The organism is Bradyrhizobium sp. 63_E2_N1_3 (assembly GCF_052076005.1).
In the GTDB taxonomy this organism is placed as follows: Bacteria; Pseudomonadota; Alphaproteobacteria; order Rhizobiales; family Xanthobacteraceae; genus Bradyrhizobium; species Bradyrhizobium barranii.
The window spans coordinates 4883224-4896593 of record NZ_CP197235.1 but is presented as its reverse complement, the minus strand read 5'-3'; the positions used below and the strand labels follow the sequence as shown (position 1 = coordinate 4896593).

General features: G+C 66.8%; 8 protein-coding genes. 7 read left to right on the top strand and 1 reads right to left on the bottom strand.

Going from position 1 to position 13370, the window contains the following annotated elements; all coding sequences use genetic code 11:
* Nucleotides 1-85: 85 nt before the first annotated feature.
* From AB7531_RS23330 to AB7531_RS23300, 7 genes are all read left to right on the top strand, one after another.
* The gene (locus tag AB7531_RS23330) at nucleotides 86-328 is read left to right on the top strand and encodes a hypothetical protein (protein ID WP_187387708.1); all 243 of its coding nucleotides are present in this window, start codon (nucleotides 86-88) and stop codon (nucleotides 326-328) included.
* On the top strand, nucleotides 325-5529 hold the full coding sequence (locus tag AB7531_RS23325; protein WP_063983429.1) for an alpha-2-macroglobulin family protein: 5205 nt from the start codon (nucleotides 325-327) through the stop codon (nucleotides 5527-5529). The genes AB7531_RS23330 and AB7531_RS23325 overlap by 4 nt, the downstream gene beginning before the upstream one ends.
* Nucleotides 5530-5648: 119 nt before the next feature.
* Complete coding sequence (gene pbpC / locus AB7531_RS23320) at nucleotides 5649-7757, top strand: penicillin-binding protein 1C (RefSeq protein ID WP_063983428.1); 2109 nt, start codon at nucleotides 5649-5651, stop codon at nucleotides 7755-7757.
* Nucleotides 7758-7807: 50 nt separating this feature from the next.
* The gene (locus AB7531_RS23315) at nucleotides 7808-9550 is read left to right on the top strand and encodes an ArnT family glycosyltransferase (RefSeq protein WP_028151725.1); all 1743 of its coding nucleotides are present in this window, start codon (nucleotides 7808-7810) and stop codon (nucleotides 9548-9550) included.
* On the top strand, nucleotides 9551-10396 hold the full coding sequence (locus tag AB7531_RS23310) for a phosphatase PAP2 family protein (protein ID WP_063983427.1): 846 nt from the start codon (nucleotides 9551-9553) through the stop codon (nucleotides 10394-10396).
* A 65-nt stretch (nucleotides 10397-10461) separates the two neighbouring features.
* Nucleotides 10462-11199, top strand: coding sequence for a glycosyltransferase family 2 protein (locus AB7531_RS23305; RefSeq protein WP_063983426.1), 738 nt, complete (start codon nucleotides 10462-10464; stop codon nucleotides 11197-11199).
* A complete protein-coding gene (locus AB7531_RS23300; protein ID WP_063983425.1) occupies nucleotides 11196-11534 on the top strand; it encodes a lipid-A-disaccharide synthase N-terminal domain-containing protein in 339 nt (112 codons plus the stop codon). The genes AB7531_RS23305 and AB7531_RS23300 overlap by 4 nt, the downstream gene beginning before the upstream one ends.
* Before the next feature lie 9 nt (nucleotides 11535-11543).
* Here the strand turns inward: AB7531_RS23300 and AB7531_RS23295 are convergent, their stop codons facing one another.
* The gene (locus tag AB7531_RS23295) at nucleotides 11544-13232 is read right to left on the bottom strand and encodes a Na/Pi cotransporter family protein (protein WP_063983424.1); all 1689 of its coding nucleotides are present in this window, start codon (nucleotides 13230-13232) and stop codon (nucleotides 11544-11546) included.
* Between the last annotated feature and the right edge of the window lie 138 nt (nucleotides 13233-13370).

The following is a 13370-nucleotide window of genomic DNA, read 5'->3' as shown; positions in this document are numbered from 1 at the left end:
TGAACCGAACCGTTTTCCTCAACGCCGCGACTAAGCGGAACGGTGGGGTGTCAGGGTGCCGGGTTGAGCGGCAGCGGACTGGACGATGGATTACATCGCCGGGAACGCTGGCCAGCTTCCGGGACACGGCCGCCGGTCGATCGGTCAGGTATGGCTGCGCCATCAGGACGGCGTGCGCGGTGATATCTCGATCGGTTTCCTCAGGGCTTGCCTTGTCATGGCGAATGCGACGATTTGCACCTTTGGTTCCATCGCCTTGAGTCCGTCACCTTTCCGCGCATTTCATGCTCACGCGGCGTTCGCCGCGATTTCCGGGAGTCCATTATGATCGGTCTTGTTCGCGCCGTCACACTCTGCGCCACGCTGGCGCTCGGCCTTAGCGCAGCGCTGGCCGCCGACAAGGCGTTCAAGCGCGACGACCTCGCCGATTCCGCGATCAAGCTGGAGGCCCAGATCAAGAGCGAGGCGGGGCCGGTCGCCAAGACCAGCGCGACGCTGCGCACCGACGCCGACGCCGCCTTCCGGCGCAATGATTTCCGCACCGGGCTGTCGGTGCTCGGCCAGATCGCCGCGACCACGCCGGAGGATACCGGCAACTGGCTGCGGCTCGCCAAGGTGATCTTCCAGATCTCGCCGAAAAGCTCGAGCGAGCAGACGTTCCTGCTGGAGCGGGCCTCGACCGCCGCCTACATCGCCTACCAGCGCGCCGGCAATCCGGGCGAGGAGGCGGATGCGCTCGCCGTGCTCGGCAAGTCGCTGGCCGAACGCAAGCTGTGGCGGCCGGCGCTGGATGCGCTGCGGCTATCGCTCGACATGCGCGAGGTCGCCGACGTCCGCGGCCAATACGAGAAGATGCGCGACGAGCACGGCTTCCGGCTGCTCGACTATACCGTGGACTCGGATTCGGCGAGCCCGCGCGCCTGCTTCCAGTTCTCGGAGGAACTGGCCAAGCGCACCGATTTCGCGCCGTACCTCGCGCTGGCAGGCCAGGACAAGCCGGCGCTGTCGGCCGAAGGCAAGCAGCTCTGCGTCGACGGGCTGAAGCACGGCGAGCGCTACAACATCAATCTGCGCGCCGGCCTGCCGTCCACCGTGAAGGAGGGCCTGCCGAAATCGGCCGAGTTCAACGTCTATGTGCGCGACCGCAAGCCCTTCGTGCGCTTCACCAGCCGTGCCTATGTGCTGCCGCGGACCGGCCAACGCGGCATTCCCGTGGTCAGCGTCAACACGCCCGCCGTCAACGTAAACGTCTTCCGGATCGGCGACCGCAACCTGATCAACACGGTGGTCGACAGCGATTTCCAGAAGACGCTGTCGCGCTACCAGCTCGCCGATCTCGGCGGCGAGCGCGGCGTCAAGGTCTGGACCGGCGAGCTCGCGACCGCGATGACGCTGAATCAGGACGTCACCACCGCATTCCCGGTCGACCAGGCGCTCGGCGAGCTTCAGCCCGGCGTCTACGTGATGACCGCCGCGGCCAAGGGGCCTGGCTCGGACGACGACTATCAGCTCGCGACGCAATGGTTCATCGTCTCCGACCTCGGCGTCACAGCCTATTCCGGCAATGACGGCATCCATGTCTTCGTGAACTCGCTGGCCTCGACCGATCCGGTCGGCAAGGCCGAGGTGCGGCTGGTCGCGCGCAACAACGAGATCCTGGCGACCCGCAAGACTGACGACAGCGGCCATGTGCTGTTCGAGGCGGGGCTCGCCCGCGGCGAGGGCGGCCTGTCGCCGGCGATGCTGACGGTCACAGGCGAGAAGGCCGACTATGCCTTCCTGAGCCTGAAGACCTCGGCTTTCGACCTGTCCGACCGCGGCGTTTCGGGCCGGGCGGTGCCATCGGGCGCCGATGCTTTCGTGTATGCCGAGCGCGGCGTCTATCGCTCCAGCGAGACCGTCTATCTCACCGCTCTCTTGCGCGACGGGCAGGGCAATGCCGTTGCCGGCGGGCCGCTGACGCTGGTGATCGAGCGCCCCGACGGCGTCGAATTCCGCCGCGCCGTGCTCGCCGACCAGGGCGCCGGCGGCCGTACGCTGTCCGTGCCGCTCAATTCGGCCGTCCCGACCGGGACCTGGCGGGTCCGCGCCTTCACCGATCCGAAGGGCTCGTCGGTCGGCGAAACCACCTTCATGGTCGAGGACTACGTCCCTGATCGGATCGAATTCGACTTGTCCGCCAAGGACAAGCTGATCAAAGCTAACGCTCCGGTGGAGCTCAAGGCGGATGGCCATTTCCTCTATGGCGCGCCGGCCTCCGGTCTCCAGCTCGAAGGCGACATGCTGGTCGCGCCCGCGAGCGAACGCCCGGGCTTTGCCGGCTACCAGTTCGGCGTCGCCGACGAGGAGACCACCTCGAACGAGCGCACGCCGCTGGAGAATTTGCCGGAAGCCGACGCCAATGGCATTGCCACCTTCCCGGTGACGCTGGACAAGCAGCCTGCCTCGACGCGCCCGCAGGAAGCGCAGATCTTCGTTCGCATGGTCGAGACCGGCGGCCGTGCTGTCGAGCGCAAGATCGTGCTGCCGGTCGCGCCCGCCAACGCCATGATCGGCATCAAGCCGCTGTTCGGCGACAAGAACGTCGCCGAGGGCGACAAGGCCGAGTTCGACGTCGTGTTCGTCTCGCCCGAAGGTGAGAGGCTGCGCCGCGATGGCCTGCGCTACGAGCTCCTGAAGATGGAGTCGCGCTACCAGTGGTATCGCCAGAACAATTACTGGGAGTACGAGCCGGTCAAATCGACTTCGCGCGTTTCGGACGGCGACGTGACGATCGCGGCCGACAAGCCGTCGCGGATTTCGCTGGCACCGCAGCCCGGCCGCTATCGGCTCGATGTGAAGTCGAACGATGCCGACGGTCCGGTGACCTCGGTGCAGTTCGACGTCGGCTGGTATTCCGACGGCAGCGCCGACACGCCGGACCTGCTGGAGACCTCGATCGACAAGCCGCAATACGCCTCCGGCGACACCATGACGGTATCGGTGAACGTCCGCAGCGCCGGCAAGCTCACCGTCAACGTGCTCGGCGACCGCCTGCTGACGACGCAGACCATCGACGTCAAGGAAGGCACCGCGCAGGTGAGGCTGCCGGTCGGCAAGGACTGGGGCACCGGCGCCTATGTGGTGGCGACGCTGCGCCGCCCGCTCGATGCGGCTGCGCAACGCATGCCGGGCCGGGCGATCGGCCTGAAATGGTTCGGCATCGACAAGCAGACCCGCACGCTCCAGGTGAAGCTGACGCCGCCGGCACTGGTCCGGCCGAATGCGACGTTGAAGATCCCGGTAAAGCTCGACGGGCTCAATCCGGGTGAGGACGCCAAGGTCGTCATCGCCGCGGTCGATGTCGGCATTCTCAACCTGACCAATTACAAGCCGCCGGCGCCGGACGATTACTATCTCGGCCAGCGCCGCCTGAGCGCGGAGATCCGCGATCTCTATGGGCAACTGATCGACGGCATGTCGGGCACGCGCGGACAGATCAAGTCCGGCGGCGATGCCGGCGCCGGCGAATTGCAGGGCTCTCCGCCCGCGCAAAAGCCGCTCGCGCTCTACTCGGGCATCGTCACGGTCGCCGCCGACGGCACCGCCGAAGTGAGCTTCGACATCCCCGAGTTCGCCGGCACCGCGCGCGTCATGGCGGTGGCGTGGACCGCGACCAAGCTCGGCCGCGCCAACACGGATGTCGTGATCCGCGATCCCGTGGTGCTGACCACGACCTTGCCGCGCTTCCTGCTCAATGGCGACCACGGCACGGTCAACCTCGAGATCGACAATGTCGAGGGCCAGGCCGGCGACTACGAAATCAACGTGAAGACAGGCGGTCCGGTGAAGATGACCGGCAATCCCGCAACCACGGTCAAGCTCGCCGCCAAGCAGCGCAACGCGTTTACGCTCGCAATCGACGCGACGGCGGCGGGGCAGGCGACGCTCGACGTCGACATCAAGGGACCGAACGGCCTTGCGCTGGCGCGTCACTATGCGCTCGACGTCAAGGCGGCGACGCAGGTGCTGGCGCGGCGTTCGATCCGGACGCTGGCGAAGGGTGAAAGCCTGACGCTGACCTCGGACATGTTCTCCGATCTCGTCCCGGGCACCGGCAGCGTCTCGGTTTCGGCCAGCCTGTCGACGGCGCTCGACGCCGCAACGATCCTGAAGGCGCTCGACCGCTACCCCTATGGCTGCTCGGAACAGATCACGAGCCGTGCCTTGCCGTTGCTCTATGTCAACGAGCTCGCCGTCGGCGCGCATCTGGCCATGGACACCGAGGTCGACCAGCGCATCCGCGATGCGATCGAGCGGCTGCTGGCCCGCCAGGGCTCCAACGGCTCGTTCGGCCTGTGGTCGGCCGGCGGCGACGACGCCTGGCTCGACGCCTACGTGACGGACTTCCTCACCCGCGCCCGCGAGAAGGGCTTTGCGGTGCCGGACGTGCTGTTCAAGAACGCGCTCGACCGTATCCGCAACTCGGTCGTGAACGGCAACGAGCCTGAGAAGGACGGCGGGCGCGATCTCGCCTACGGCCTCTACGTGCTCGCGCGCAATGGGGCGGCGCCGATCGGCGATCTCCGCTATCTCGCCGACACCAAGCTCGCCAACCTCGCAACGCCGATCGCGAAGTCGCAGCTTGCGTCGGCGCTGGCGCTGGTCGGCGACCGCAACCGCGCGGAACGCGTCTACGGCGCCGCGCTCGACAGCCTTGCGCCAAAACCGGTGCTGGAGTTCGGCCGCACCGACTACGGCTCGCAGCTTCGCGATGCCGCCGCGCTGGTCTCGCTCGCCAGCGAAGGCAACGCGCCGAAGGCGACGCTGACGCAGGCGGTGTCGCGGGTCGAGACCGCGCGCGGTCTGACGCCCTACACCTCGACGCAGGAGAATGCGTGGCTGGTGCTGGCGGCGCGCGCGCTCGCCAAGGAGAACCTGTCGATGGAAGTTGACGGCCAGCCGGTCAAGACCGCGCTGTACCGCAGCTACAAGGCCGTGTCACTGGAGGGCAAGCCGCTGAAGATCACCAACACCGGCGATGCGCCGGTCCAGGCGGTGGTCTCGGTGTCGGGCTCGCCGGTCACGCCGGAGCCGGCTGCATCGAACGGCTTCAAGATCGAGCGCAATTACTTCACGCTCGACGGCAAGCCCGCCGACATCAGCAAGGTCAAGCAGAACCAGCGTTTCGCCGTGGTGCTGAAGATCACCGAGGCGAAGCCCGAGTACGGCCACATCATGGTGTCCGACTATCTGCCCGCGGGCCTCGAGATCGACAATCCGAAGCTGGTGTCGTCGGGCGACAGCGGCACGCTGGACTGGATCGAGGACGGCGAGGAGCCCGAGGATACCGAGTTCCGTGACGACCGCTTCACGGCGGCGGTCGATCGCGCCTCGGACTCCAAGGCGGTCTTCACCGTCGCCTACGTCGTGCGCGCGGTTTCGCCCGGCAAATACGTGCTGCCGCAGGCCTATGTCGAGGACATGTACAATCCCTCGCGCTACGGCCGGACCGGGACGGGTAACGTCGAGGTGCGGGCGGCGAAGTGAGTGGAGAGATGAGCGAAGCAGAGCCACATACTCCGTCGTCATGCCCGGGCAAAAGCGCGAAGCGCGTCTTCGCGCAGATGTCCCGGGCATCCACGAGCTGTGGCGCTGCCGGCAAAGACGTGGATGGCCGGGTCAAGCCCGGTCATGATGGAGCCAGGGGCAGGGGCTTTCGCGTCCTCTCGGGCCTCGCGCTCACGCTCGTCCTCGCCATCTTCGGCTTCGTCGCCTGGGTCTACTCGCTCGGCCCGCTGCCGCTCGACGAGGCGCGCCAGGTCTCCACCACGGTCGTCGATCGCAACGGAAAGCTGCTGCGCGCTTATGCCATGGCCGACGGCCGCTGGCGGCTGCCGGTCGATGCCAAGGCCAACGTCGATCCGACCTATCTCAAGTTACTGCTCGCCTATGAGGACCAGCGCTTCTACGCGCATAACGGTCTCGACCCGCTCGCTCTTGGGCGCGCCGCACTACAGCTCACCACGCGCGGCCACATCGTCTCGGGCGGCTCGACCATCTCGATGCAGCTGGCGCGGCTGATGGAGCCGCGGCGGCAACGCTCGCTCTATGCAAAGCTGCGGCAGATCGTGCGGGCGATCGAGATCGAGCGCAGCATGAGCAAGGATGCGATCCTGGACCTCTATCTCGCGCTGGCGCCCTATGGCGGCAATCTCGAAGGCATCCGCTCAGCCTCGATCGCCTATCTCGGCAAGGAGCCGAAGCGGCTCTCTCTGGCCGAGGCCGCGCTGCTGGTGGCGCTGCCGCAATCGCCGGAGACGCGCCGGCTCGATCGCTATCCCGAGGCGGCACGTAAAGCCCGTGACCGCGTGCTGGACCGCATGGTCGAGGAACGTGTGGTCAGCCTTGAGGACGCGAAGCAGGCCAAGGCCGTGCCCGTGCCAAAACTGCGCAAGCCGATGCCGATCCTCGCGCCACATGCCTCCGACACGGCGCTGTCGACGGTCAAGGATACGCCGGTCATCAAGCTGACGCTCGATGCCAATCTGCAGAAGGTGCTGGAGCCGCTGGCGCGCGACCGCGCCATTGCGCTCGGGCCCAACATCTCGGTCGGCATAATCGTGGTCGACAATGAGAGCGGCGACGTGCTCGCCCGCGTCGGTTCGGCCGATTATTTCGACGAGAGCCGGGCGGGGCAGGTCGACATGACCCGCGCCGTCCGCTCGCCGGGTTCGACGCTGAAACCCTTCATCTATGGGCTCGCCTTCGAGGACGGTTTTGTCCATCCCGACAGCCTGATCGACGACAGGCCCGTCCGCTTCGGCTCTTACGCGCCGGAAAATTTCGACATGACGTTTCAGGGCACGGTGCCGGTGAAGAAGGCGCTGCAATTGTCGCTGAACGTGCCGGCGATCGTGCTGCTCGACCGCGTCGGCGCGAGCCGGCTGTCGTCGCGGCTGCGGCAGGCCGGCGGCAATCTGGTCCTGCCCAAGGACGAGGCACCGGGGCTCGCGATGGGACTCGGCGGCGTCGGTGTGACACTCCAGGACCTCACCCAGCTCTATACGGGTTTCGCTCGGCTCGGCACCACCATGCCGTTGCGCGACCTCATGACCGGCCGGGACGATCGGGAACCGCTGCGGCTGCTGGACCAGGTCGCGGCCTGGCAGGTCGGCAACGTGCTCCTGGGCACGCCGCCGCCCGAAAACGCCGCCCACAACCGCATCGCGTTCAAGACCGGCACCTCGTACGGCTATCGCGACGCCTGGTCGGTCGGCTTCGACGGCCGCATGACCATCGGCGTCTGGGTCGGCCGGCCCGACGGCGCGCCGGTTCCCGGCCTGATCGGCCGCGTGGCCGCAGCCCCGATCCTGTTCGATGCCTTCGCCCGCACCGGCAAGATGCTGGCCCCGTTGCCGAAGCCGCCGAAGGGAACCCTGGTCGCCAGCAACGCCAAGTTGCCATTGCCGCTGAAGCGGTTCCGCCCGGTCGGGGACCTGGTGCGGACCGGCAGCGAGCAGGCGCTGCACATCCAGTTCCCGCTGAACGGCTCGCGGATCGATGTCGACCGTTCCGGCGGCGAGGGGAGCGCAGCCATGCCGGTGAAGGTCGCTGGCGGCGTCCTTCCCATGACCATCATGGTTAATGGAACATCACTCGGCGAGATCGACGGGCGCCGCCAGCGCCTGATCGATCCGCCCGGTCCGGGCTTTGCGCGGCTCACCGTGATCGACGCCACTGGCGCCGCGGACACAGTTGTCATTCGAATTCAATGACCCCGCCTTAACCGGTTGTCCGAATGACGGTTTCAGCGTAAGCGGAACCAATGGCCGAGACCTATCCCAGCCCCCGTTTTGGAGCACCCCGCGAGCCGAAAGCGCCCGTGAATCCGGGCAGCCGGCTCGTGCTTATGCTGGACTACGCCACGGCCAGTCACGCCCGCGCGGTCGGCTTCCTGCTGCTGTGTGCGCTGCTGCTATTCCTGCCGGGCTTCTTCACGATTCCGCCCGTTGACCGCGACGAGGCGCGCTTTGCGCAAGCGACCAAGCAGATGGTCGAGAGCGGCGATTATGTCGACATCCGCTTCCAGGAAGACGTCCGCTACAAGAAGCCGGTCGGCATCTACTGGTTGCAATCGGCCGCAGTTGAAGCCGCATCAGCGCTCAAGCTGCCGAAGGCCGAATTGCGGATCTGGGTGTACCGGCTGCCGTCGCTGATCGGCGCCATCGGCGCCGTGCTGATGACCTATTGGGCCGCGCTCGGCTTCGTCACGCGGCGCGCCGCGGTGCTCGCCGCGCTCCTGATGTGTGCCTCCGTGTTGCTCGGCGTCGAGGCACGGCTGGCGAAGACCGATGCGATGCTGCTGTTCTGTGTGACCGCCGCGATGGGCGCGATGTCGCGCGCCTATCTGTCGTGGCAGCGCGCAGAGGATGAGACCCATCCGCCCTGGAGCTGGCCCGCGATCTTCTGGACCGCGCTCGCCGTCGGCATCCTGATCAAGGGTCCGCTGATCCTGATGTTCGCGGGCCTGACCATCGTCGCGCTCGCGATCCAGGACCGAGATGCCTCGTGGCTGTGGAAGCTGCGTCCGCTCTGGGGCCTGATGTGGATGCTGGTGCTGGTGCTGCCCTGGTTCGTCGCGATCTTCTGGCGCGCAGGCGATGCCTTCTTCGCCGATTCCGTCGGCGGCGACATGCTGAGCAAAATCGGCGCCCAGGAATCCCATGGCGCGCCGCCCGGACTGTATCTGGCACTATTCTGGATCACGTTCTGGCCCGGCGCGCCGCTTGCGGCGATGGCGGCGCCGGCGGTGTGGCGGGCCCGGCGCGAGCCCGGCGCGCAGTTCCTGCTGGCCTGGCTGATCCCGTCCTGGATCGTGTTCGAGGCAGTGCTGACCAAGCTGCCGCATTACGTGCTGCCGCTGTATCCGGCGATCGCGATCCTTACCGTCGGTGCGCTGGAGCGCAACGTGCTGTCGCGCTCGTGGCTCGCGCGCGGCTCGGCCTGGTGGTTCGCGATTCCCGCTGCCGCCTCGATCATCGCCGTGGTCGGCGCGGTCATGCTGACGCGGCAACCGGCGTTCGTGGCCTGGCCGTTCATTGCGGCCTCGCTCATCTTCGGTCTGTTCGCCTGGTGGCTGTTCGACACCAACCGCGCCGAGCGCTCGCTGCTCAACGCGCTGGTCGCAGCGCTGATGCTCGCGGTCGTGGTCTACGGCATCGTGCTGCCGTCGCTGACCCCGCTGTTTCCGAGCATCGAGATCGCACGCGCGCTTCGCAACGTCACCTGCGTCGGGCCGAAGGCAGCCGCCGCCGGCTATCACGAGCCGAGCCTCGTGTTCCTGACGGGCACGCAGACGCTGCTCACAGACGGCTCGGGCGCGGCGGATTTCCTGCGCCAGGGGAGCTGTCGCTTCGCGCTGATCGAGCAGCGCTCGGAGCGCAGCTTCGTGCAGCGGGCCGAGGCGATCGGGCTGCGCTACAAGGTAGGTACGCGCATCGACGGCTATAATTTCTCGCAAGGGCGCGCGATCTCGATCTCGATCTTCCGCTCGGAAGGCACTGAGTAGATGCCGGCGCCAGCCGACATCACGCCGCGCCCGGGCTATCCCGCGCAATTGCTCGCGGTGTCGGGCCGTGCCCTGGCGCAGCTCGTCCGTACGCCTTCGCATTCATGCCGCGCCGAAGCCGCGCGAAAGCTGGCGCGGCATTCGCTGTGGCTCAGCGCGGCCGGTGCGGCCTTGATTATCGTGCTGATGCTCGCGTTCGATCAGACCGAGATCCAGCTGATGCCGGTGCGTGGCACGCCGAGCCTGTGGCCGATCCGCATCCTCACCGATTTCGGCAAGGACGAGTATGTGCTCTCGCTGCTCGGGGGGACGCTGGTGCTCCTGGCGCTCGTTGCAGCGGGATTGCACGGCACCCGTCGTGGGCTGCTGCTCGGCCTCGGTACGCGGCTGCAGTTCATGTTTCTGTCTGTCGCCCTGTCCGTGTTCGTTGCCGAGATCCTGAAATATCTCATCGGTCGCGGACGTCCGTTCGTGAGCGGCAAGGCCGATCCGTTCAACTTCATCCCGTTAGAGGGAACGGGGGCTTATGCCAGCCTGCCGTCGGGTCATGCGGTGACGGCGTTTGCGCTGGCGTTTGCGGTCTCGGCACTGTGGCCGCGCCTGCGCGTGTTCATGTTCACTTACGCAATCGTGATCCTGCTGACCCGGCTGGTGCTGCTCGCGCATCATCCGAGCGACGTCGTCGCCGGCGCTCTGGTCGGCATGGTCGGCGCCATGGCAGTGCGCTACTGGTTCGCGGCCCGGAGGCTCGGCTTTGCCATCCGCGCCGACGGCACCATTGTGCCTCTTGCAGGGGCGGTCTCGGGCCGCCTCAAAAGGGTTGCCCACGGGGCATCCGCCCCATAAAAGCGGCTGCCTGCCGGGACCGCCGGTTCCCCGGGGCAGGCCAATTCCAACCACGAGCTTTCGATTTGTCGTCGTCCCAGCCTTCGGTTTCCATCGTCGTTCCCGTGCGCAACGAAGCCGACAACATCGCGCCGCTGATCGAGGAGATCGGCGCGGCGCTCGACGGCCGCTGGGCCTATGAAATCATCTACGTCAACGACGGCTCGACGGACGCGACCGGCGAACGGCTCGGCGCGATCATGCAGCAGCGGGACAATCTCCGGCAGCTTCGCCATGCCAGAGCAGGCGGCCAGTCGGCAGCAGTGCGCAGTGGCGTGCGCGCGGCGCGCGGCACGATCGTGGCGACGCTCGACGGCGACGGGCAGAACAATCCCGCCTTCCTGCCCGACCTGATCGCGGCGGTCGAGAAGGGGGCGGGGCGCGTCGGTCTCGCTGCCGGTCAGCGTGTCGGACGCAAGGATACCGGCTTCAAGAAGTTCCAGTCGCGCGTGGCGAACGGCGTCCGCAATGCGATCCTGAAGGACGGAACGCGCGATACCGGTTGCGGCCTGAAGGCGTTCCGGCGCGACGTGTTCCTGATGATGCCCTATTTCGACGGGCTGCATCGCTTCCTGCCGGCGCTGGTGCGCCGCGAGGGCTACGAGATCGCCTATGTCGACGTGATCGACCGGCCGCGCCGTTCCGGCGTGTCAAACTATGGTTTCTTCGACCGGCTGTGGATCGGCATCATGGATCTCGTCGGCGTGTGGTGGCTGATCCGCCGCAAGAAGCCGGCACCAGATGTGACTGAGGTGAAGGCATGATCATCCAATACGGTCAGGCGTTGAATAACTATCTCTACGACGTCTTCGTCGCCAAGTTCGATTTCTGGCTGGCGTTCGGCCTCATCGCGCAGCTGTTCTTCACCGCGCGCTTCCTGGTGCAGTGGATCGCGAGCGAGCGGGCCGGCAACAGCGTGGTGCCGATGGCGTTCTGGTTCTGCTCGATGGGCGGCGGGCTGATGACGCTGGTCTACGGCGTCGTGAAGCGCGAGCCCGTCATCATCCTCGGACAGGCGCTCGCGACCATCATCTACATCCGCAACATCATGCTGATCATCAAGAACCGCGGCCGCGCCTCGAATACGCTGGAACGCTGAAGCGCGCCGCTAGCGCGGTAACGCCGAGGCCGCGCCGGAGGCGGGCAGGGCGGTATCCGCCTCACTCCTGCGATAAGGCTCGCCGGCGGCATCGAGCACGGGATAGGCGACCGAGCAGATATGCGAGTGGATGCGGCGCAGGTCGCGCAGCACGTCCAGATGCAGCGAGGTGGTCTCGATGGTCTCGGGGCGGCCCTCGCGCAGGCGGTCGAGATGACGCTCGACGGCGGCGAGCTCGGTGTTCTTCAGCGTGGTCTTCTCCACCAGCAGCTTGCGCGCTTCGTTGGCATCGCCCGACATGAAGACGCCGAAGGCGATCCGCAGCGAGTCCATCGTGCGCTTGTGGAAGGCGGCGAGCTCCTCGGCGCCCTCGACCGAGAACTGAAAGCGGCGCTTGATCTTCTTGGTCGCGAGCTCGCTCAGGCTCTTGTCGATGATGTCGCCGATATGCTCGAGGTTGATGGCGAAGGAGATGATCTCCATCGCGCGCCGGCCCTCGCTCTCGTCGAGGCTGCCCCGCATCAGCTTCGTCACATAGAGCTTGATGGCTTCGTCGAGGCTGTCGACGACATTGTCCATCTTCGTGACCTGGTCGACCAGCGCACGGTCGCCGGTCATCATCGCCGCCATCACCTTGCGCAGCATGACCTCGACCAGATCGCCCATGCGCAAGGTCTCGCGCGCGGCGTCGGCGAGCGCCAGTGACGGCGTCTCCAGCGCGCTCTCGTCGAGATAGCGCGGCCGGGCCGGATCGTCCTCCCGGACGCGATCAGGCAGCAGCCGGGTCAGGAGCCGGGACATGATATCGAGTAGGCCGATGAAGATGACGGCCGTGCCCACGTTGAAGGCGATGTGGAAGGCCGCCGTCATCCTGGCGAGATCGGGCTGCCAGGCGTGCATGTGCTCGGCGATCCCACTCAGGAAGGGCAGCACCAGCGCGATCCCGATCACGCGGTTGGCGAGATTGCCGAGCGGCAGGCGGTAGCTTGCGGGATCGTCGCGCCGGGCGCCTTCGAATACGGGATTGATGGCGCTGCCGAGATTGGCCCCCAACACCAGCGCGAGGGCTGCGTAAGGCGTGATGAACTGCGAATAGGCCAGCGACATGATCAGCAGCACGCTGGCGACGCTCGAATGCACCGCCCAGGTGACGAGCGCGGCGATGACGATGCAGAGCACGGGATCGCCCGTGATCGTCGACATCATGACGCGAACACCCGGCGCGTTCTCCGCCGGAGCCAGCGTGTCGAGCAGGATGTGCAGCGAAAGCAGCATCAAGCCGAGGCCGATGAAGACGCGCCCGATATCCTTGATCCGCGACCGTGGGCCGGAGCGGAAGGCGACGAGCCCGAGCACGAACAGGACAGGCGCAACGGCTGCGATGTTGAACGACAGCACCTGCACGATCAGCGTCGTGCCGACATTGGCTCCCAGCATGATGGCGAGCGCGGCAGCCAGGCTGACGAGGCCTTCTGCCGCGAATGAGCTGGTGATCAGCGCCGTCGCCGTGCTGCTCTGGAGCAGCGCGGTGAGGCCTAGTCCGGCGGCGAACGCGTTGAATCGGTTGCCGAGCGCCTTGCCGAGCAGCCGCCGCAGGTCCGGGCCGAAGGCGCGCAGAATCCCGCTGTGGACCATGTGCAGGCCCCACAGCAACAGCGCCACGCCGCCCATCAGATCGAGCAGAACCAACGTTCCCATGCTCCGCGTCCTGGATTGGAGTCGATTGGTGAGGCTAGCGCCAAACGTCAGCAGTTCAAACCCTTTGTTGGCGCATCCGCGTTAACGTTTGCGGCGGTTGCGCGTTCCCGCGGCGCGCGATTGCCGCGTCCCGAGGCG